Origin of the sequence: Hydrogenophaga sp. YM1 (assembly GCF_016903055.1) — a bacterium.
Taxonomy (GTDB): Bacteria; Pseudomonadota; Gammaproteobacteria; order Burkholderiales; family Burkholderiaceae_C; genus Hydrogenophaga; species Hydrogenophaga borbori.
The window spans coordinates 1,963,757-1,985,484 of sequence record NZ_CP070223.1; the positions used below are offsets into that span (position 1 = coordinate 1,963,757).

Annotated in this window: 8 protein-coding genes; all 8 read left to right on the forward strand. The window is 74.7% G+C overall.

Features of this window, described 5'->3' with window-relative positions; translation table 11 throughout:
- Positions 1-21: 21 nt before the first annotated feature.
- The 8 genes from JNX00_RS09235 to JNX00_RS09270 are packed head-to-tail and all read left to right on the forward strand — an operon-like array spanning position 22 to position 21,662.
- Positions 22-6,543, forward strand: a complete 6,522-nt coding sequence (locus JNX00_RS09235; RefSeq protein WP_204744765.1) for a type I polyketide synthase — start codon at positions 22-24, stop codon at positions 6,541-6,543.
- The gene (locus JNX00_RS09240) at positions 6,540-7,526 is read left to right on the forward strand and encodes an EamA family transporter (protein ID WP_204744766.1); all 987 of its coding nucleotides are present in this window, start codon (positions 6,540-6,542) and stop codon (positions 7,524-7,526) included. The genes JNX00_RS09235 and JNX00_RS09240 overlap by 4 nt, the downstream gene beginning before the upstream one ends.
- 40 nt (positions 7,527-7,566) lie before the next feature.
- A complete protein-coding gene (locus JNX00_RS09245; RefSeq protein ID WP_204744767.1) occupies positions 7,567-8,484 on the forward strand; it encodes a DMT family transporter in 918 nt (305 codons plus the stop codon).
- Positions 8,481-12,104 carry a non-ribosomal peptide synthetase gene (locus tag JNX00_RS09250; RefSeq protein WP_204744768.1) on the forward strand — a complete coding sequence of 1,208 codons (3,624 nt, stop codon included), beginning with the start codon at positions 8,481-8,483 and terminating at the stop codon, positions 12,102-12,104. The genes JNX00_RS09245 and JNX00_RS09250 overlap by 4 nt, the downstream gene beginning before the upstream one ends.
- A gap of 3 nt (positions 12,105-12,107) precedes the next feature.
- Positions 12,108-16,661, forward strand: a complete 4,554-nt coding sequence (locus tag JNX00_RS09255) for a type I polyketide synthase (RefSeq protein WP_204744769.1) — start codon at positions 12,108-12,110, stop codon at positions 16,659-16,661.
- A complete protein-coding gene (locus JNX00_RS09260) occupies positions 16,658-19,996 on the forward strand; it encodes a non-ribosomal peptide synthetase (protein ID WP_204744770.1) in 3,339 nt (1,112 codons plus the stop codon). The genes JNX00_RS09255 and JNX00_RS09260 overlap by 4 nt, the downstream gene beginning before the upstream one ends.
- Positions 19,993-20,760: an alpha/beta hydrolase gene (locus JNX00_RS09265; RefSeq protein ID WP_070398020.1), complete on the forward strand. Its 768-nt coding sequence runs from the start codon at positions 19,993-19,995 to the stop codon at positions 20,758-20,760. Before JNX00_RS09260 ends, JNX00_RS09265 begins: the two co-directional genes overlap by 4 nt.
- Positions 20,757-21,662 carry an alpha/beta fold hydrolase gene (locus JNX00_RS09270; protein ID WP_204744771.1) on the forward strand — a complete coding sequence of 302 codons (906 nt, stop codon included), beginning with the start codon at positions 20,757-20,759 and terminating at the stop codon, positions 21,660-21,662. Before JNX00_RS09265 ends, JNX00_RS09270 begins: the two co-directional genes overlap by 4 nt.
- The last annotated feature ends 66 nt before the right edge of the window (positions 21,663-21,728 follow it).

Sequence of the window (21,728 nt, forward strand, 5' to 3'; positions counted from 1 at the left end):
CCCATACCTTTAGGAAACACCGTGACCGAACCCCGCCAAGGCACCGACCACGCCGCGCTGCTCAAGCGCTCGCTGGTGGCCATCGACCAGTTGAAAGCCCAGCTGGCGGCCGCGGAACAGGCCCGCAGCGAACCCATCGCCATCATCGGCATGGGCTGCCGCTTCCCCGGCCAGGCCGACACGCCCGAGGCCTTCTGGTCGCTGCTGCACAGCGGCCGCGACGCCGTGACCGAGGTGCCGCCGCACCGCTGGGACGTGGAGCGCTACTACGACCCCAACCCCGACGCGATGGGCAAGAGCTACACGCGCTGGGGCTCATTCGTCGAGGGCGTGGACCGCTTCGACGCGCCCTTCTTCGGCATCTCGCCGCGCGAGGCCGTGAGCCTGGACCCGCAGCAGCGCCTGCTGCTGGAGGTGTCGTGGGAGGCGCTGGAGCGCGCGGGCCTGGCGCCCTCGTCGCTGGCGGGCTCGCGCACCGCCGTGTACATGGGCATCACCACCAGCGACTACGCCGGCCTCATGAACGAGGAGCGCGGCCCCTGCCACGGCGACGCCTACACGCCCTCGGGCACCGCGCACAGCGTGGCGGCCGGGCGCCTGTCGTACTTCTTCGGCCTGCACGGCCCCAACGTGGCGGTGGACACCGCCTGCTCGTCCTCGCTGGTGGCCATCCACTGGGCCATCCAGTCGCTGCGCAACGGCGAGGCGGAGCTCGCGCTCGCGGGCGGCGTCAACCTCACGCTGGCGCCCAACGGCGCGGTGCTGACCTCGCGCGCCCGCATGATGTCCTTCGACGGTCACTGCAAGACCTTCGACGCCTCGGCCGATGGCTACGTGCGCGGCGAGGGCTGCGGCGTGCTGGTGCTCAAGCGCCTGTCGGACGCGCAGCGCGACGGCGACCGCGTGCTGGCCGTGCTGCGCGGCTCGGCGCTCAACCAGGACGGCCGCAGCAGTGGCCTCACCGCGCCCAATGGCGCCGCGCAGGAGGCGGTGATCCGCGCCGCGCTGGCCAACGCGCGCCTGCAGCCGGGCGACATCGGCTACGTCGAGGCGCACGGCACCGGCACGCCGCTGGGCGACCCGATCGAGATGAAGGCGCTCAACCAGGTCTTCGGCGAACGCCCGCGCGAGCGCCCGCTCATGGTGGGTTCGGTGAAAACCAACATCGGCCACCTGGAGGCCTCGGCCGGCGTGGCCGGTGTCATGAAGGTCGTGCTGGCCCTGCAGCACGCCACCGTGCCGCCGCACCTGCACCTGCGCCAGCCCAACCCCCTGATCGCCTGGGACCAGTACCCCATCACCGTGCCGACCGCGCCGACCGCCTGGCCGCGCCCCGGCGACGCGCCCCGGCGCGCCTGCGTCAGCTCCTTCGGTTTCAGCGGCACCAACGCGCACGTGGTGCTGGAGGAGGCGCCGCCCCCGCCCGCCGCGCCCGCCACCGGCGAGGCGCCGCGCGCCGAGCACCTGGTGGTGCTGTCGGCGCACACCGCCACCGCCCTGGCCGCGCAGGCGCGCCGCCTGGATGAGGCGCTGGCCGCCGGCCCCGCGCTGCCGCTGGCGCCGGTCGCGGCCACGCTGGCGCTGGGCCGCTCGCACTTCGTGGAGCGCCTGGCCCTGGTGGCCGCCAGCACCGACGAGCTGCGCGCCCAGCTCAAGGCCTTCCTGGACAGCGTGGCCGCCCCGGACGGCGAGAGCGTCGCGCCCGCCGGCGTGGTGCGCGCGCGCGCCGCGCTGGGCGCCGCGCCCGAGGTGGTCTTCATGTTCACCGGCCAGGGCGCGCAGTACGCCGGCATGGGCCGCCAGCTCTACGAACAGGAGCCGGTGTTTCGCGCCGCCCTGGACGAGTGCGACCGCCTGGTCTCGCCGCTGCTGCCGCACGGCCTGCTGGACACGGTTTTCGCCAGCGGCGAGGACGCCGCGCGCCTGGACGACACCGCCTTCACCCAGCCCGCGCTGTTCGCCATCGAGTACGCGCTGGCGCAGCTCTGGCGTTCCTGGGGCGTGGTGCCCACGGCCGTGATGGGCCACAGCGTGGGCGAGTACGTGGCCGCCTGCCTGGCGGGCGTGTTCAGCCTGGCCGATGGCCTGCGCCTGATCGCCGCGCGCGGCCGCCTGATGGGCCAGCTGCCGCGCGACGGCGGCATGGCGGCGGTGTTCGCCGACGAGGCCACGGTGCGCCAGGCCATCGCGGCCGACGCGGCGGTGCTGTCGATCGCGGCCGTCAACGGCCCTGGCAACACCGTCATCTCCGGCCGCAGCGACGCGCTCGCGGCGGCGCTGGCGCGCCTGCGGGCGCAGGGCGTGGAGTCGCAGCCGCTGGTGGTGTCGCACGCCTTCCACTCGCCGCTCATGGAGCCCATGCTCGAGGCCTTCCGCGCCGAGCTGGCCACGGTGCGGCTGAACCCGCCGAGCATGGACCTGGCCTCCAACCTCACCGGCACCCTGGCCGGCGAGGAGGTGTGCACGCCCGAGTACTGGTGCCAGCACGTGCGCGACGCGGTGCGCTTTGGCGACGGCATCGCCGCGCTGCAGAAAGAGGGCTACCGCGTGTTCGTGGAGGTCGGCCCGGCGCCCACGCTGGTGAACATGGCCCAGCGCGCCAGCGCGCTCGCCGACGCCAGCTTCATCGCCTCCCTGCGCAAGGGGCGGGCGGACACGCGCTGCCTGCTGGAAAGCCTGGGCCGCCTGCACGCGCGCGGCCTGCCGGTGCAGTGGCGCGCGGTGCTCGGCGAAGCCGCCGCGCGCCAGCGCGTGGTGTTGCCCACCTACGCCTTCCAGCGCGAGCGCTACTGGTTCGAGCCGGGCGGCCGGGCCGAGGGCGCCGCGCTCGCGCCCACGCGCAGCGGCCACCCGCTGCTGGGCGGCGTGGTGCCCAGCCCGTTGTCCATCTTCCAGAGCCACATCGGCGTGGCCTCCCAGCCCTGGCTGGCCGACCACCGCATCTTCGAGTTCACGCTGTTCCCGGGCACCGGCTTCCTGGAGCTGGCGCAGATCGCCGGGCGCGAGGTCGCGGGCACCGACGATGGCCAGCTGTTCGACGTGCTCATCCGCGAAGGCCTGCCGCTGCCCGAGGAGGGCCAGCGCACGGTGCAGGTGGTCGTGGACGAACCCGATCAGGGCCGCTACGCGGTGCGCGTGTTCAGCCGCGCCGACGCCGAGGCGCCGGGCGCCGACGCGCCGGCCTGGAAGCTGCACGTCGGTGCCAACTTCGTGGTGGGGCGGGGCAGCGCCGCGCCCGCGCCCCTGCGCCGGGCCGGCCTGCTGGGCGCCGCCGCGCGCGAGCACGACGTCCAGGCCTACTACGCGCGGCTCGCCGAGCAAGGCGCGCACTACGGCCCGGCCTTCCGCTGCATCACCGAGATCCGCAGCGAGGGCCGCCAGGTGCTGGGCCGCGTGGCCCTGCCGGCGGGCGTGGCCGCCGCGGCGCCGTCCTTCGTGCTGCACCCGGCCCTGCTCGACGCCTGCCTGCAACTGGTGGGCGTGGGCCTGTCCTGGGGCGATACCGCGCCCGACGGCACGCCCAGCGACGACCTCTGCGTGCCCGTGGGCATGGGCAACTACCGCGTCCACCAGACCGGCCTGTCGCAGGCGTGGTGCCACGTGAGCGTGGACGAGGCGACGCCCGATGCCGAGGCGGTGGGCGCCGACGTCACCCTGTTCGACGACCACGGCGTGGTGGTGGCCGAGGTGCGCCGGCTGGTGCTCAAGCGCGTCACGCGCGCCCTGCTGCAGCGCGCGATGGCCGGCAACGCGCCGGCCACGGAGTGGGCCTTCGAGGCCGACTGGCAGGCGCTGCCGCCGACCCCGGCGCCGGATGCGGACGCCGAGGGGCGCTGGCTGGTGCTGGCCGACGCCAGCGGCGTGGGCCAGGCACTGGCGGCGCGGCTGCGGCGCGACGGCGCGGGCGTGGCGGTGATCGCCCGGGGCGAGGGGACCGCCGAGTGCGGCGCCGACGGCTGGCGGGTGGACCCCTCGGACGCCGCGCAGGTCCGCCGGGCGATCGAGGCCGCGGCCCGCGCCGATGCGCGCGCGCTCAAGGGCATCGTGGTGGCCTGGACGCTCACGCCGCCGGCCGGCGGCGCCGACCTGCAGGACGCGCATCTGGCGCTGCTGGGCGACCTGCTGCGCGTGGTGCAGTCCCTGGGCGAATCCCACGCGCGCCTGTACTGGCTCACGCGCGGCGCGCAGGCCGTGGCCGGCTCGGTGCCCGACCTGCTGCAGGCGCCGCTGTGGGGCCTGGGCGGCGTGGTCGCCTCCGAGTACCCCGCCCTGCGCTGCGTGCGCGTCGACCTCGACCCCACGCACCGCGACGACGAGACCGAGCTGCTGTGGGCCAGCCTGCGCGTGGCCGACGCCGAGGACCGCGTGGCGCTGCGCGGCGGCCTGCGCCACGTCTCGCGCCTGGTGCCCGGCGACTTCGTGCCCGAGCCCCGGCCGCTGCGGCTGGAGATCACCGAGCGCGGGTCGCTGGACCGCCTGGCCCTGCTGCCGGTGCCGCGCGAAGCGCCCGGGCCGGGAGAGGTTGAGATCCGCGTGCACGCCACGGGCCTGAACTTCCGCGACGTGCTCAACGCCCTGGGCATGTACCCGGGCGACCCGGGGCCCTTGGGCAACGAATGCGCGGGCGTCGTCTGCGCCGTGGGCGAGGGCGTCACCGACCTGGCCGTGGGCGACGAGGTGGTCGCCATGGTCGACAAGAGCTTCGCCACCTGGGTCATCGCGCCGGCCGTGATGACGGTGAAGAAGCCGCCCAGCTTGACCTTCGCCGAGGCCGCGACCATCCCCGTCACCTTCCTCACCGCCGAGTACGCGCTGCGCCACCTGGCCGGCATGAAGAAGGGCGACCGCGTGCTGGTGCACGCCGTCACCGGCGGCGTGGGCATGGCCGCGCTGCAGCTGGCGCGCCGCGCGGGCGCCGAGGTCTTCGGCACCGCTGGCTCGCCGGCCAAGCGCGCCCTGGCCACCGAGCTGGGCACCCACCACCTGGCCGATTCGCGCTCGCTGAGCTTCGTGCCCGACGTGCGCCGCGACTCGAAGGGCGAGGGCGTGGACATCGTGCTCAACTCGCTGGCCGGCGATTTCATCCCCGCCAGCCTGGGCCTGCTGCGCCCGGGCGGCCACTTCATCGAGATCGGCAAGACCGGCATCTGGGACGCGGCCAAGGTCGGCGCCGAGTTCCCCGGCGTGCACTACCACCCGCTCTACCTGGGCGAGGTGGCCGCCGAGCGGCCCGAGTTCGTGCGCGACATGCTGCGCGATCTGCTGGCCGACTTCGAGACCGGCGTGCTCAAGCCGCTGCCGCAGCGCCTGTACCCCATCGAAGCCGCGGAGGACGCCTTCCGCTTCATGGGCCAGGGGCACCACGTGGGCAAGATCGTCATCACCCAGCACCACGCGCCCGCCGTGCGCGCGGACGCCAGCTACCTCGTCACCGGCGGCCTCACCGGCCTGGGGCTGGTGACGGCGCGCTGGCTGGCGCGCGAAGGCGCGCGCCACCTGGTGCTGATGGGCCGGCGCGCGCCCTCGGCCGAGGCGCAGGCCGCCATCGCCGAACTGGAAGCGGCGGGCGTGCGCGTGCGCGTGGCCCAGGGGGACGTGGCCGACGCCGCGCAGGTGTCGGCCGTGGTGGACGGTCTGGGCCGCGACATGCCGCGCCTGCGCGGCGTGGTGCACGCCGCCGGCCTGGTGGACGACGGCACCCTGGCCGAACTCGGGCCCGAGCGGTTCGAGGCCGTGCTGTCGCCCAAGGTGCGCGGCGCCTGGAACCTGCACCAGGCCACGGCGCGGCTCGCGCTCGACTTCTTCGTCTGCTTCTCGTCGGGCGCGGCGCTGATGGGCTCGCCCGGCCAGGGCAACTACGCGGCGGCCAATACCTTCATGGACGCGCTGGCGCACCTGCGCCGCAGCCAGGGCCGCCACGCGCTCAGCATCAACTGGGGCAGCTGGGCCGAGGTCGGCATGGCCGCCGGCCTGGGCGAGCTGCACCACCGCCGCTGGGCGGCCATGGGCCTGGGCATGATCACGCCCGACGAGGGCATGCGCATGCTCGGGCAGATGCTGCGCGGCGCGCGCGCGCCGCAGATGGCGGCGATGCCGCTGGTGCGCGCGCGCCTGCCCGCCAACCTGGGTCCCTTCTTCAGCGCGCTGGTCGACGCGGCGCCGACCAAGGCGGCCGCGCCGGCGGCCGAGGCGGTGGACATCCTGCCGCGCCTGAGCGAGACGCCGGCGCCCGAGCGCCACGCCGTGCTGTCGGACTTCCTGGCCGACCAGGTGGTGCGCGTGCTGGCCCTGGGCGCGGCCCACCACGTCGATCCGCAGCGCTCGCTGATCGACCTGGGCATGGACTCGCTCATGGCCATGGAGCTGCGCAACCGCATCCAGGCCTCGCTCAAGGCCACCGTGGCCGTGGCCGATCTGCTGCAAGGCCCCAGCGTGTCCTCGCTGGCCAGCAGCCTGCTGGACGGCCTGGATCTGCCGTCTGGTGAGGCGGCGCTCGAGGCCGGTACGGTCGAGGGCGTTGAATGGGAGGAGGGAACCCTGTGAACCGTTTGCCGTTCGTGCGCCCCGCGCGCCGCTGGCTGGCCCAGCGCTCCACCCGCCAGGGGGCGGTGCTGTTCGCGCTGGCCTTCGCGCTGGTGTGGTCGCTGGTCGAGGTGCTGGTCACGCAGCTGCACCAGGCCTACAGCCTGGTGCAGGTCGAGGGCGTGCGCTTCGGCGTGCAGCTGCTGCTGATGCTGCTGCTGTGGACCTGGCGCGGCGACGCCGGTCAGCCCTGGTGGCGCAGCCGGCGCGCGCCCTGGCACGTGCTGCGCGGCCTGTCCATGCTGGCCTTGCCCTTCGCCTTCGCCGCCGCGGTCTACTCGGGCGTGTCCATCCCGCTCGCGCTCTCGGGCCTGTGGTTCGCGCCGCTGTTCGCGCTGGCGCTGGCGGCGCTGTGGCTGCGCGAGCGGCCGGCCGCCGTGCTGTGGCTGGGCGCGCTGGCCGGGCTGGGGGCCGTGCTGCTGCTGTTCCAGCCCGCGCTGCCGGGCTCGCTGGCGGCGCTGCTGATGCCGCTGCTGTCGGGCGCGGCCCTCGCGGTCTACCTGGCGCTGACGCGCCTGCTGCGCGACGAACCCGTGCAGACGGGGCTGTTCTTCGTCGCCGCCGTGGGCCTGCTGGTGCTGCTGCCCTTCCTGCCCGGCGTGTGGGTGCGGCCCAGTGGGCGCGACCTGGCGCTGCTGGCGGGCGTCGGCGCCTTCGGCTACCTGGCGCTGTGGCTGCTCGACCAGGCGCTGCGCCGCTGGTCGCTGTCGCACCTGGCGCCCCTGCTGTACGCGCACGTGCTGGTGCTGCAGTGGCTGCCGGGGCTGTTGCGGGGCCAGTGGCCTTCGTGGCGGCTGGTGCTGGCCTCGGCGCTGGTCGGTGGGGTGGTGGCCATCGTGTGGTGGCGCGCCTCGGCGCGCCGCGTGGCGGGTGTCGGAACCCGCGATTCGGCGCTCGGCGATTCGGTGCTCGGTGCGCCGGTGTCGGTGCGGGGGGGGCTGTGATGGGCGTCGCCGCGCCGCGCGCCGCACGGAGGGTGGTCCCATGACCACCGGTCTGGCCACGCCGGCCTGGGCCGCGCCGCTGGGCGACGGGCGCCGTGCGCTGCTGCTGCTCGCGCTGTTCGTGCTCTCGTGGACGCTGCTCGAAGGCGTGGTGGGCGCGCAGTTCCAGCGGCCCTACCACCTGATGCAGATCGTGTGGTGCCGCTACGCCGTGCACCTGGCCTGCCTGCTGCTGGTCTGCGGCTGGCGCGAACCCTCGCGGCTGTGGCGCACGCGCCGCCCGCTGTTCCAGCTGCTGCGCTCGCTGTGCATGCTGGTCATGCCCCTGAGCTTCGCGCTGGCCCTGGTCGGCGGTGTGACCGGGCACACCGTGTGGGCGCTGTTCTGGGTCGCTCCGCTGCTGATCCTGGCGCTGGCGCGCGGCTGGCTGCGCGAATCCGTGCCGCCCCTGGCCTGGGCGGCGGCCGCGCTCGGCGCGCTGGCCGCGGTGCTGCTGCTGCAACCCCATTGGCCCGCCGCGCCGGGCCGGCTGGCCTGGCCGCTGGCCATGGCGGCCTCGTTCGCCCTGTACGTGGCCATGACGCGCCAGCTGCGCGAGGAGGCCGTGCAGGCCAATCTGTTCTACACCGCCGCTGGCGTGTTCGCGCTGCTGACGCCGCTCATGCCCTGGGTGTGGGTGACGCCCAGCGCGCACGACGCGCTGGTGCTGGCCGGCATCGGCGTGGTGGGCCTGCTGGGCCTGTGGGCGCTGGACCGCGCCTGCGAGGCCGCGCCGGTGTCGCTGGCCGCGCCGGTGCTGGTGCTGCACCTGGCTGGTATGTTCGGCATCGAATCCCTGGCCCGGGGCGCCGGGCCGTCGCGCGGGCAGTGGCTGGCGCTGTTGTTGATCGGCGTGGCCGCGCTGCTCGCCTGGCGGGTGTCCGCCGGCCCGCGCGGCGCGCCAGGGACCTCCCCATGAAAGGCAATGAGCACGTGTCCGAGGAGCTGAGGCAATGGATGGCCGCCCTGCAGGCGCAGGGCGTGGAGCTGTGGGCGGAGGGCGGCCAGCTGCACTTCCGCGCCCCGCCGGGCGCGCTCTCGCCCGAGACGCGCCAGCAACTGGCGGGCCGCCGCGCGGAGCTGCTGGCCGCGCTCGGCGACAAGGCCGCGCCCACGCCGCTGGCCTCGGGCGGCGTGGCCGATCTGCTGGCGCGCCTGGCGCGGCTGGACATCCGCCTCTCGGTCGACGGCGACAAGCTCAACGTCAGCGCGCCCAAAGGCGCGCTGACCCCGGCGCTGCGCGAGGAGCTCGGTCGGCGCAAGGAAGAGGTCAAGGCGCACCTGGGCGCGCAGGCCGGGGCGGGCGCGGCCCCCGCGCGATCGGCGCTGCCCCCGCTGGTGCCGGTGCCGCGCCAGGCCGACATGCCGGTGTCGCACACCCAGCAGCGCCTGTGGTTCCTGCGCCAGGTCGATCCGCACAGCCACGCCTACAACATCCCGGCGGTGCTGCGCTTCACCGGTGCGCTCGACGACGGCGCGCTGGAGCGCGCGCTGCAGATGCTGGTGGTGCGCCACGAAAGCCTGCGCACGCGCTTCATCACCGTGCAGGGCGAGCCGCGCTGCGTGATCGAGGCGCAGACGCCGCTGGCCATCGAACGAATCGACCTGTCCCACCTGCGGGGCGAGGCGCTGGCGGCGGCGTCCACCCGGGCGGCGGAGGGCATCGTGCAAAAGCCCTTCGACCTCACGCGCGCGCCGCTGCTGCACGTGGGCCTGATCCGCGAGGCCGCCGATCGCCACGTGCTCGCCATCGCGATCGACCACATCGTCTCGGACGGGCTGTCGATCGGCATCTTCATGCTGGAGTTCCAGTCGCTCTACACCCACCTGGTCACCGGGCAGGAACCCAATCTGGCGCCGCCGCCCGTGCAGTACCACGACTACGCCGAGTGGGAGCGTCAGGCCTTCGCGCAGGGCGCGCTGGACGAACACGCGGCGTTCTGGAAGCGCGAGCTGCACGACCTGCCCTCCCTGCTGCAGTTGCCCACCGACCGGCCGCGCCCGCCGGTGCAGACCACGCGGGGCGCGCGCCGCACGCTGCAGCTCTCGCCGGACCTGTCGCAGCGCCTCAAGGCCTTCGGCCGCCAGGAGGGCGTCACGCTGTACATGGTGCTGATGTCGGCCTTCCAGGTGCTGCTGCACCGCTACAGCGGCGAAACCGACATCGCCATCGGCTCGGCCATCGCCAACCGCAACCGCACCGAGGTCGAACACGTCATCGGCTTCTTCGCCAACAACCTGGTGCTGCGCGCCGACCTCTCGGGCAACCCCAGCGTGCGCGAGCTGATGGCGCGCGTGCGCGACCGCGCTCTGAAAGCCTACCAGCACCAGGCCATGCCCTTCGACATGCTGGTCGACCTGCTGGGCACGCGCCGCGAGCTCGACCACTCGCCGCTGTTCCAGGTGCTGTTCGTGCTGCAGCACATGCAGCTGACCGGCCTGGACCTGCCCGACCTGCGCTGCGAGCCCGTGGAGCTGGAGGTGAAGTCGGCGCGCTTCGACCTCGCCGTCGACGTCTTCGACATCCCCCAGGGCCTGCGCTGCTACTTCGAATACAACGCCGACCTGTTCGACGACAGCACCATCGCGCGCTGGCAGGGCCACTACGAGCGGCTGCTGCGCGGCTTCATCGACGCGCCCGAGGCGCGCATCGCCGACCTGCACCTGCTCACCCCGGCCGAGGAGCGCCAGCTGCTGCTCGACTGGAACGCCACCGCCCGGGACTACCCACGCCAGCAGACCGTGCACGGCCTGTTCGAGGCGCAGGCGGCGCGCACGCCCGAGGCGGTGGCCGTGCGCTTCGAGGAGCAGGCGCTGGGCTACGGCGAGCTGAACGCGCGCGCCAACCGCCTGGCCCACCACCTGCGCTCGCTCGGCGCGGGGGCGGGTTCGCTGGTGGGCGTGTGGATGGAGCGCGGCCTGGACATGGTGGTCGCGGTGCTGGGCATCCTCAAGGCCGGCGCCGCCTACGTGCCGCTGGACCCGGCCTTTCCCAAGGACCGGCTCGACTACATGATGGAAGACGCCGAGCTGGGCATCGTGGTCACGCAATCCGCGCTGGCCGATGGCCTGCCCGATGGCGTGCACGGCGTGCGCCTGGACGCGGGCGAGGCCGAACTGGCGGCGCTGTCACCCCTGAACCCGCCCGCCGCCGCGGGTCCCCACGACCTGGCCTACGTCATCTACACCTCGGGCTCCACCGGCCGCCCCAAGGGCGTGATGCTGGAGCACCGCTCGGTGGTGAACTTCCTGCTGTCCATGCAGCGCGAGCCGGGCATTGGCGCGCAGGACCGCTTCGTGGCCGTGACCACGCTGTCCTTCGACATCGCCGGCCTGGAGATCCATGGCCCGCTGACCGTGGGCGGCACCGTGGTGCTGGCCGCGCGCGCCACCGCGCTCGACGGCCTGCGGCTGGCGCAGCTGCTGGACCGGCACGAGGCCACGCTGCTGCAGGCCACGCCCGCCACCTGGCGCCTGCTGCTCGACAGCGGCTGGCGCGGCCGGCCCGGCCTGAAGATGCTGTGCGGCGGCGAGGGCCTGCCGCGCGAACTGGCCGACAAGCTCATCGCCACCGGCGGCGAGCTCTGGAACATGTACGGGCCCACCGAGACCACCATCTGGTCCACGGTTCAGCGCATCACCGACACCGCGCGCGGCATCTCCATCGGCCGGCCCATCGCCAACACCCAGGTCTACGTGCTGGAGCCCTCGGGCCTGCCGGCGCCGATCGGCGTCGGCGGCGAGCTGTGCATCGGCGGCGACGGCCTGGCGCGCGGCTACCGGCACCGCGACGAGCTCACGGCCGAGAAGTTCGTGACGCTGGAGCTGCCCGGCGTGGGCCCCACGCGCGTGTACCGCACCGGCGACGTGGTGCGCTTCCTGGCCGACGGCCGACTGGAGTTCGTGGGCCGGCGCGACCACCAGGTGAAGGTGCGCGGTTTCCGCATCGAGCTGGGCGAGATCGAGACCGTGCTCTCGCGCCACCCGGGCATCAAGGGCAATGTGGTGCACGTGCGCGAGGACACGCCCGGTGACCAGCGCCTGGTGGCCTACGTGGTGCCCGAGGCCGGCGCCCGGCCCGAGGCCGAGGCCATGCGCGCCACGCTGCGCGCGCAGCTGCCCGAGTACATGGTGCCCGGCCAGTTCGTGGTGCTGGAGGCCTTTCCGCTCACGCCCAACGGCAAGGTCGACCGCAAGGCCCTGCCGGTGCCCGAGGCCGCCGCGCCGAGCGAGGCCGACGAGGTGGCCGAGGCCCTGATGTCGCCGGTGCAGCGCCAGGTGGCCGCGCTGTGGCGCGAGGTCCTCAAGCTCGATCGCGTGGGCCTGCACGCCAACTTCTTCGACATCGGCGGGCACTCGCTGCTGCTGGTGCGCCTGCAGGCCGCGCTCAAGCGCGAGTTCGGGCAGGAGATCGCGCTGGTCGAGTTGTTCCAGCGCACCACGGTGGCGGCGCAGGCGGAGCGCCTGGGTGCGCCGGCGGGCGCGAGTTCGGCGCTGGAGCGCGCGCGCGCCCGGGCCGCGAAACAGATTCAGGGTTGACGGATGAACCTCAAGGACCAGTACCCCGCCCACGCCATCGCCATCGTCGGCCTGGCGGGGCGTTTCCCCGGCGCGGCCGACCTCGACGCCTTCTGGCGCAACATCCGCGAGGGCGTGGAATCGCTGGAGGACTTCAGCGACCAGGACCTGCGCGAGGCCGGCGTGGACCCCGCGCTGAGCGCCTTGCCCGGCTACGTGAAACGCGGCACCGTGCTGCAGGAATCGGAGCACTTCGACGCCGCCTTCTTCGGCCTGTCGCCGCGCGAGGCGCAGGTGATCGACCCGCAGCAGCGCCTCTTCCTGGAGTGCGCCTGGGAGGCGCTGGAGCACGCGGGCTACGCGCCGGGCGCCATCGAGGCGCCGGTGGGCGTGTACGCGGGCGCCAGCATGAACACCTACCTGATGTCGCAGATCCTGCGCCAGCCCGCGCTGGCGGCGGCGGTGGGCGGCTACCAGCTCATGCTGGGCAACGACAAGGACTTCCTCTGCACGCGCGTGTCCTACAAGCTGGACCTGCGCGGCCCCAGCATGACGCTGCAGACCGCCTGCTCCACCTCGCTGGTGGCGGTGCAGGCGGCCTGCCGCGCGCTGGAGCGCCACGAATGCGACATGGCCCTGGCCGGCGGCGTGTCGCTGAGCTTCCCGCAGCGCGGCGGCTACCTCTACCAGGAGGGCATGATCCTCTCGCCCGACGGCCGCTGCCGCCCCTTCGACGCCGAGGCCAAGGGCACGCGCCCCGGCGCGGGCGCGGGCATCGTGGTGCTCAAGCGCCTGGCCGATGCGCTGGCCGACGGCGACACCATTCACGCGGTCATCCGCGGCGCGGCCATCAACAACGACGGCGCCGGCAAGGCCGGCTACACCGCGCCCAGCGTGGACGGCCAGGTCGAGGCCATCGCCACCGCGCAGATCCTGGCCGGCGTGGCGCCGCGCAGCATCGGCTACATCGAGGCGCACGGCACGGCCACGCCGCTGGGCGACCCGATCGAGATCGCCGCGCTGCGCCAGGTGTTCGAGGGCGACACCGACCAGCGCGGCTTCTGCCGCCTGGGCTCGCTCAAGGCCAACCTGGGCCACCTGGACGCGGCGGCCGGCGTGGCCGGGCTCATCAAGGCCGTGCTGGCGCTCCAGCACCGCGAGTTGCCGCCGCTGGTGAACTTCCAGCGGCCCAACCCGCAGCTCAACCTGGAGGACTCACCCTTCACCGCGAGCGCCGAGGCCGCGCCCTGGCCGGCCGGGCCCACACCGCGCCGCGCGGGCGTCAGCTCCTTCGGCATCGGCGGCACCAACGCGCACGTGGTGCTGGAAGAGGCGCCCGAGCAGGAGCGCCCGCTGGCCGATGAAGGCCCGCAGCTCATCGTGCTGTCCGCGCGCACCGAGGCCGCGCTGGACGCCGCCACCCAGCGCCTGAAGCAGCACCTGCAGGCCCATCCCGAGGCGGCGCTGCGCGACACCGCCTGGACCCTGCAGACCGGCCGGCGCGCCTTCGCGCAGCGCCGCGCGGTGGCCGCGTCCTCGGTGGCCGAACTCATCGCCGCGCTCGACGCGCCGCAGCGCCCGCCCATGCACGGCGCGCGACACGAGGGCGGCGAGCGCCCCGTGGCCTTCCTGTTCAGCGGCCAGGGCAGCCAGTTCGCGGGCATGGGCGCGGGGCTGTACGCGCAGTACCCCGTCTACCGCGAGGCCGTGGACCGCTGCGCCGGGCTGCTGCGCGAGCCCCTGGGCACCGACCTGCGCGAGCTGTTGTTCGCGCCGGCGGGCGACACCACCATCAACGAGACGCGCTACGCCCAGCCCGCGCTGTTCGTCACCGAGTACGCGCTGGCCCTGCTGTGGCAGAGCTGGGGCGTGCGCCCCGCGGCCATGCTGGGCCACAGCATCGGCGAGTACGTGGCCGCGCACCTGGCGGGCGTGCTGTCGCTGGCCGACGCGCTCGCGCTGGTGGCCGCGCGCGGCCGCCTGATGCAGGGCATGGCGCCCGGCGGTATGGCGGCCGTGCACATGGACGAAGGCGCGCTGCGCGCTTGGCTGGCGGCGAACGCGCCGGCGCTGGAGATCGCGGCCGTGAACGCGCCCGGCCTGTGCGCCATCGCCGGCCCGCGCGAGGCGCTGGACGCCGGGCTGGCCGCGCTCGCCGCGATGGGCACCGAGGCGCAGCCGCTGCACACCTCGCACGCCTTCCATTCCTCCATGATGGACGGCGTGCTCGAGCCCTTCACCGCGCTGGTGCGCGGGATCGCGCTGCAAGCGCCCACGCTCCCCTACGTGTCCAACCTCACGGGCCAGTGGATCACCCCCGAGCAGGCCACCTCGCCCGCGTACTACGCCGAGCACCTGCGCCGCGCCGTGTTGTTCGACGCCGGTGTGCGCACGCTCTCGGCCGACGCCTCGCTGCACCTGCTGGAGGTGGGCCCGGGCCGCGCGCTGGCCACGCTGGCCGCCATGGCGCTGGGCCCGCAGGGCGCGCGGCGTGTGGCCGCTTCGCTGGGCGGCGCGCGCGAGGCGAAGCAGGAAGCGCCGGCCGCGCTGGACGCGGCGGGCCGCCTGTGGCTCGCGGGCGTGGCGCTGGACTGGGCCGGCCTGCACGGCGGGCACCCCGCGCGCCGCGTGCCCCTGCCCACCTACCCCTTCGAGCGCCAGCGCTGCGCGATCGACGCGCCCGCGCCGGTGCCCGCGCCGCCTGCCAGCGCGCCGGCTGCGAAGCCGGGCGAGGCCCAGGACCTGGCTTTCAGCCGCGACGTGGCCGACTGGCTCTACGCGCCCACCTGGTCGCGCGCGCCGCGCAACCGCGCGGCCGGGCTGTCGGGCACCTGGCTGATCGCGGGTGGGGCCGAAGCGCTGGCCGAGGCGCTGGCGCGCCAGGTCGGCGACGCCGGTGGCCGCGCCGTGCGCATCGCCTCGCCGGCCGAGGCCGAGGCCGCCGTGGCCCAGGCCCGCGCGGCCGGTCAGCCGGTGGTGGGCGCCTTCGCGCTGTGGGGCCTGCAGGCGCACGAGGGCAGCGACACAGAGGCCACCCAATGGCTGCACCACGCGCCCGTGGCGCTGGCCGCCGCGCTGGCGCCCACGGCCCGCGAGCCGGTGCGGGTGATCCTGGCCACGGCCGGCGCGCACAGCGTGCTGGGCGAGGCGGTGGCGCGCTCGGCGGCCGCGCTCGCCATCGGCCCGGTGCTGGCCCTGCCACTGGAAATGCCGGGCCTGCGCCTGCGCCAGCTCGACCTGGAGGCCACGGGCGCCGCATCCGCCGAGTCGGCGGCGCAGGGCCTGCTGGACGAAGCCCTGGCGCGCGACGAGGAAGACATGGTGGCGCTCCGCCAGGGCCAGCGCTGGCTGCGCCGCCACGAGCGCACCGCTTTGCCCGCCGTGGGCGCCGACGCCCTGCCATTGCGCGAAGGCGCGGTGGTGCTGATCACCGGCGGCCTGGGGGGCATGGGCCTGGCCATCGCGCAGCGCCTGGCCGAGCGGCGCCGCGCGCGCCTGCTGCTCACCGCGCGCACCGCGCTGCCGCCGCGCGCCGGCTGGGACGCCTGGCTGGCCACGCACGGCGGCGATGACCGGCACGCCCAGACCATCACGGCGCTGCGCGCCATCGAGGCCGCGGGCGGCGAGGTGGAGCTGGCCCAGGCCGACGCCGCCGACGCCACGGCCATGGCCGCCGCCGTGCAGGCCGCACGCGCGCGCTGGGGCCGCATCGACGCCGTGGTGCACGCGGCCGGCGTGGCCGGCGAAGGCGCGCTGTCGGCGCTGAAGACGCCCGAGTCCATCGAGGCCGTGCTCGCGCCCAAGCTCGGCGGCCTGCGCGTGCTGCGCGAGCTGCTGGCCGAGACGCCGCTGGAGCTGGTGGTGCTGATGAGCTCCATCAACGCCGTGCTGGGCGCGCCCGGCGTGGCCGACTACGCCTCGGCCAACGCCGTGCTCGACGCCTTCGCCGAATCGGCCGAGGCGCCGCCGGCCTGGCGGCGCGTGGTGGCCTTCGACTGGGGCGCCTGGCGCGAGGTCGGCATGGCCGCGAAGCTGGAGGTGCCCGCCTGGCGCCGCGCCGCCTGGGACGCTTATCTGGCCCAGGCCATCGGCACGGCCGACGGCCTGGACGCCTTCGAGCGCGTGCTCGCCAGCGAGCTGCGCCGCGTGGTGGTGGTGCCCTACGACCTGCCGCAGGCCTTGTCGCTGGCGCGCTCGGCCGCGCTGAACCCGCCGATCGAGGCGCCGCGCGCCGAGGCGGCGGCGCGCGGCACCGCGCCAGAGGGACAGGCGGCGCCGGCGCGTGCCGCGAATGCCGACGACCCGCCGCCGGGCGATGTGCAGGCCCGCCTGGCCGCCATCTGGGTGGAGCTGCTGGGCGTGGACCGCGTGGCCGCGCACGACGACTTCTTCCACCTGGGGGGACACTCCCTGCTGGCCACGCGGGTGCTCGCGCGCATCCGCGAATCGCTCGGGGTGCAGCTGGCGCTGCGCGACATGTTCGACGCGTCCACCCTGCAGGCCCTGGCGCAGCGGGTGCAGGAGGGCCTGGCCACGACCGAAGCCAACGACGACGATCGGGAGGAGATCGAGTTTTGAATGCGCGAGAACTGCTGCACCGGCTGGAGGGGCTGGGTGTGGACCTGGAAGTGGCCGAAGGCCGGTTGCGCGTGAGCGCCAGCCGCGGCCGGCTCGACGATGGGCTCAAGGCCGACATCGCCGCGCACAAGGCCGAGCTGATGGCGCTGCTGGCCGAGCGCGGCGCGGTGGCGCACACGGGGCAGGCGCCGAGGGCCGACGAGGCGCCGCGCGCCCGCGTGGCGCACGATGGCCTGCTGCCGCTCTCGCTGTTCCAGGAGCGCCTGTGGATCCTGCAGCAGCTGGAGCCCGAGAGCACCACCTACCTGCTGGCCCTGGCCTGGCCCGTGCGCGGCGAGGTGCCGCGCGAACAACTGCTGGCCGCCGTGCAGCGCGTGCACGCGCGCCACCTCGGCCTGCGCGTGCACTTCGTGCAGGAGGACGGCGTGCCCGGCGCGCGCCGCGTCGAGGTGCCGCCCGTGACCGTGCACGACCTGCGCCACCTGCCGGCCGGCGAGCGCCTGGCCGCCGTGCAGGCCGCGCGGGAGCGCGCGGTGCACACGCCCATCGACCTGTCGCGCCAGACCCCGCTGCGCTTCGAGCTGCTGGACTTCGCGCCCGACGGCTACGGGCTGATCGTGGCGGCCCACCACATCGCGGTGGACGCCTGGTCGCTGCAGATCCTGCTGCGCGAGCTGGCGCGGGAGCTGCAGTCGCCGGCGCCCGAGCCGCACGGCGGGCCCGCGCGCCTGCAGTACGCCGACTACGCCGCCTGGCAGCGCGAGCACCAGCGCCCCGAGGCCATCCGCGCCGACCTCGACTGGTGGGACGACGCCCTCAAGGGCGCGCCGCCCACCTCCATGTTCCCGCCCGATCTGCCGGCCAGCGACGCGCCCGCGCGCGGCGCCACGGTGGACTTCGAGTTCGACGCCACCTTCAGCGCCGCGCTCAAACGCTGGGTGCAGGAGCGCCACGCCACCGTCTACATGGCTTTCCTGGCCGCCGGCGCCGCGCTGCTGCGCGCGCACACGGGGCAGGGCGACGCGCTCATCGGCAGCCCCATGGGCGTGCGCGAGCGCGCCGAGTTCGAGGACCTCATCGGTCCCTTCGTGAACCTGCTGGTGATCCGCCTGCGCCTGGCCGACGACCCCAGCTTCAGCGAGCTGCTGCGGCGCGCGCGCGGCGCGTTGCTGGACGCGCACGCGCACCGCGAAACCCCCTTCGAGGCCGTGGTGGAGCGCGTGCGCCCGGTGCGCAGCTTCCAGCACTCGCCGCTGTTCCAGCTGGCGGTGGTCTACCACCAGGCCGCCGCCGCGCCCGAGCAGGGCGACGTGGTGGTGCACAGCGGCGGCGCGCTCAACGAGATCACCTGGTTCGCGCGCGAGCACGAGGGCCGCATCCTGTGCAGCCTGGAATACCGCAGCGACCTGTACTCCGCCGCCCACATGCAGCGCCTGGCCTCGCAGCTGCAGGTGCTGCTGCGCGCCGCGCTGGCGCTGGGCGAGGCGCCGATCAGCCGCCTGCCCCTGCTCACCGACGGCGAGCGCCGGCAACTGCTGGTGGACTTCAATGACACCGCGCGCGCGCTCGATACCGCGCCCTTCGCGCGCCAGTTCGAGCGCCAGGCGGCGAGCGCGCCCGGGCGCACCGCCGTGCGCTTCGAGGGCGAATCGCTGAGCTACGGCGAGCTCAATCGCCGCGCCAACCAATGGGCGCGCCACCTGCGCGGCCTGGGCGTGGCCGCGGGTGTGCGCGTGGGCGTGTGCATCGAACGCTCGCTGGACATGCTGGTGGCCTTGCTCGCCGTGCAGAAGGCCGGCGGCGCCTACGTGCCGCTGGACCCGGGCTTTCCCGCCGATCGCCTGGCCTACATGCTGGACGACAGCGGCGCCACCGTGCTGCTCACCACCGGCGAGGCCGCGGACGCGGTGGACCCGCCGCCCGGCGTGCGGCTGTTCGACCCCGCGCGCGAGGCCGGCGCGCTGGCGGCGCTCGACGGCGGCGACCTCGACGGCACGCCCGCGCCGGGCGACCCGGTCTACGTGATCTACACCTCCGGCTCCACCGGCCGCCCCAAGGGCGTGGTGGTGTCGCACGGCGGGCTGAGCAACTTCCTCGGCGCCATGCGCCAGGCGCCCGGCCTCGCGGCCGAGGACGTGCTGGCGGCCATCACCACCATCTCCTTCGACATCGCGGGCCTGGAGCTCTACCTACCGCTCCTGGTGGGGGCGCGCGTGGAACTGCTCTCCCGCGACACCGCGAGCGACGGGCCCTCGCTGATCGAGGCCTTGCGGGCCAGCGGCGCCACGGTGCTGCAGGCCACGCCCGCCAGCTGGCGTTTGCTCATCGAATCGGGCTGGACCGGTTCGCCCGCGCTGCGCGCCTTCTGCGGCGGCGAAGGCCTGCCGCGCGAGCTGGCCGACGCGCTGCTTAACCGCGTGGGCGAGTTGTGGAACCTCTACGGCCCCACCGAGACCACCATCTGGTCCACCGCCGAACGCGTGGCGCCGTCGCCCGCGGTGGTGGGCATCGGCCGGCCCATCGCCAACACCCAGGTCTACGTGCTCGACGCGCACCAGCAGCCCCTGCCCGTGGGCGTGCCCGGCGAGCTGTGGATCGGTGGCGCGGGCGTGGCCCTGGGCTACCACGGGCGGCCCGAGCTCACGGCCGAGCGCTTCGTGGCCGACCCTTTCGCGGCACAGGCCGGCGCGCGCCTCTACCGCACCGGCGACCTCGCGCGCTGGGACGCCGAGGGCCGGCTGCACCACCTGGGCCGGCTCGACCACCAGGTGAAGATCCGCGGTTTTCGCATCGAACTGGGCGAGATCGAGGCCCGCCTGGCCACGCACGAGGCCGTGCGCCAGACCGTGGTGATGGGCCGCGAGGCCGCGCCCGGCGACCTGCGCCTGGTGGCCTACATCGTCTTCGCGCCCGGCGCCGACCTCACCGCCAGCGACGTGCGCCGCCACCTGCGCCGCGACCTGCCCGACTACATGATCCCTTCGGTGGTGGCGGCGGTGGACGCGATCCCGCTCACGCCCAACGGCAAGGCCGACCGCGCCGCGCTGCCCGACCCGTTCAAGAACGCGGTGCAGGCCGCGCGGCATTACGTGGCGCCCGAGGGCGGCCCCGAGCAGACCATGGCCGAGATCTGGCGCGACATCCTGCGCGTGGAGCGCGTGGGCGCCGAGGACAACTTCTTCGAGCTTGGGGGTCACTCGCTGCTCTCGCTGCGCGTGGTGCTGGCGGTGGAGCAGAAGCTGGGCTGGCGCATGGACGCGCGCACGCTGTTCTTCCAGAACCTGCGGCAGGTGGTGGCCTCGGCCGCGGCTGGAAAGGGCGTGGTCAAGGCATGACACCCCTGTACTTCGGCGAGCGGTCGCGCCGCCTGTTCGGCCTCTACACCCCCGCGCGCGCCAGCGGTGGCCGCGCGCGCGGCGCCGTGCTGTGCGCGCCCTGGGGCCCCGAGTACCTGCGCGCGCACCGCAGCATGGCCCAGCTGGGCAAATGGCTCAGCGAGGCCGGCGTACACGTGCTGCGCTTCGACTGCCACGGCACCGGCGACTCGGCCGGCGACATGGTCGACGCGCGCATCGACGGCTGGACAGACGACGTGATGACCGCCATCGACGAACTGAAGGACACGGCGGGCCTGCAGCGCGTGACCCTGGTGGGCCTGCGCCTGGGCGCCACGCTCGCGGCGCGCGCGGCCACGAAGCGCCGCCGCGACGTGGACGGCCTGGTGCTGTGGGACCCGGTGCTCAGCGGGCGCGAGCACCTGGCCGAACTGCGCGCGCTGCACGAACAGACCCTGCGCACGCGCGGCCTGAGCGCGGGGCCGTCGGAGCTGCTGGGCTTTGCGCTGAGTGAGGCGCTGGTGCGCGACATCGAGGCCATCGACTTGTTGAACCCCATGCCCAGCTGGCCCGCGCGCAGCCTGGCCGTGGTGAGCGAAGCGCGCGAGGCCTGGGGCGCGCTGGGCGCGGCGCTGCCGCCGGGCGATGGCTCGGCGCTGGAGCGCATCGATGTGCAGCCCGCCTGGCTGGAAGACCGGCACTCGGGCGCGGGGGCCGTGCCGGTGAAGCTGCTGCGCCGCGTGGTGGAGTGGACGGTGTCATGACGAGCCCCCACGCCGCCGAACAAACGCTCCTGCTCGGCCCGGCCAATGGGCTGGTCGGCGTCATCACGCCGCCGCTGCCGCCGGCGAATGGCCAGGCGCCGCGCGAAGACCCGCCCTTCGTCATCATCCTCAACGCCGGCATCATCCACCGCGTGGGCCCCAACCGCCTGCACGTGTCCCTGGCGCGGGCCCTGTCGGCCGACGGCTTCCCCGTGCTGCGCGTGGACCTGTCCGGTCTGGGTGACAGCCAGGGCCGCGAGGACGGATCGGCCCCGCTGGACGCGGCCCTGGCCGACATCCGCGACACCATCGACACCCTGCAGGCCACGCGGCAGGTGAAGCGCGTGGTGCTGGTGGGCCTGTGCTCCGGCGCGGACCATTCGGTCATCTACGCGGCCGGCGACCCGCGCGTGGCCGGTGTGGTTCTGCTGGACCCCTCGATCCCGCGCACCAAGGGCTACTACCTCAAGCACTACTCGGGCCGCCTGCTGAGCCTGCGCACCTGGAAGAACGTGGCCCTGGGCCGGCACCCCGTGTGGCAACTGCTCAAGCGCCGCGCCCACGGGGCGCCGGTGGGCGAGGGCGGCGCGGCGGGCGGCGACATGGCCGCGGCCCGCCCGGCCGTGACCCTGGAACACCCCGAGGTGCGCGCCTACCTGGAAAACGCCTATGGCCGCGCCCTGGCCAACGGCGCTCAGTTCCTCACCGTGCTCACCTCCGACCGCGAACGCCAGCACAACTACCGCCGGCAGCTGCAGGACGCGTTTCCCTCTTTGGATTTCAACGGCCGCCTGCTGATCGAGTACTTCGAGCGCTGCGACCACACCTTCACCACGCTGGCGAGCCAGCAGAGGTTGGTGGGGTTGGTGAGAAGGTGGATGGGGGAGGCGGGGTTCCGGTGAGCTTGCGCAGGAAGGGCCGCCCTTCGGGCGGCGGCGCGGGAGTTTGACGTATGCGATCGGCCAGAA

Excerpts from the sequence above, each read along its gene's own strand:
- JNX00_RS09245 (WP_204744767.1), top strand. The coding sequence starts at position 7,567 with ATGACCACCGGTCTGGCCACGCCGGCCTGGGCCGCGCCGCTGGGCGAC.
- JNX00_RS09250 (WP_204744768.1), top strand. The coding sequence starts at position 8,481 with ATGAAAGGCAATGAGCACGTGTCCGAGGAGCTGAGGCAATGGATGGCC.
- JNX00_RS09255 (WP_204744769.1), top strand. The coding sequence starts at position 12,108 with ATGAACCTCAAGGACCAGTACCCCGCCCACGCCATCGCCATCGTCGGC.
- JNX00_RS09265 (WP_070398020.1), top strand. The coding sequence starts at position 19,993 with ATGACACCCCTGTACTTCGGCGAGCGGTCGCGCCGCCTGTTCGGCCTC.
- JNX00_RS09270 (WP_204744771.1), top strand. The coding sequence starts at position 20,757 with ATGACGAGCCCCCACGCCGCCGAACAAACGCTCCTGCTCGGCCCGGCC.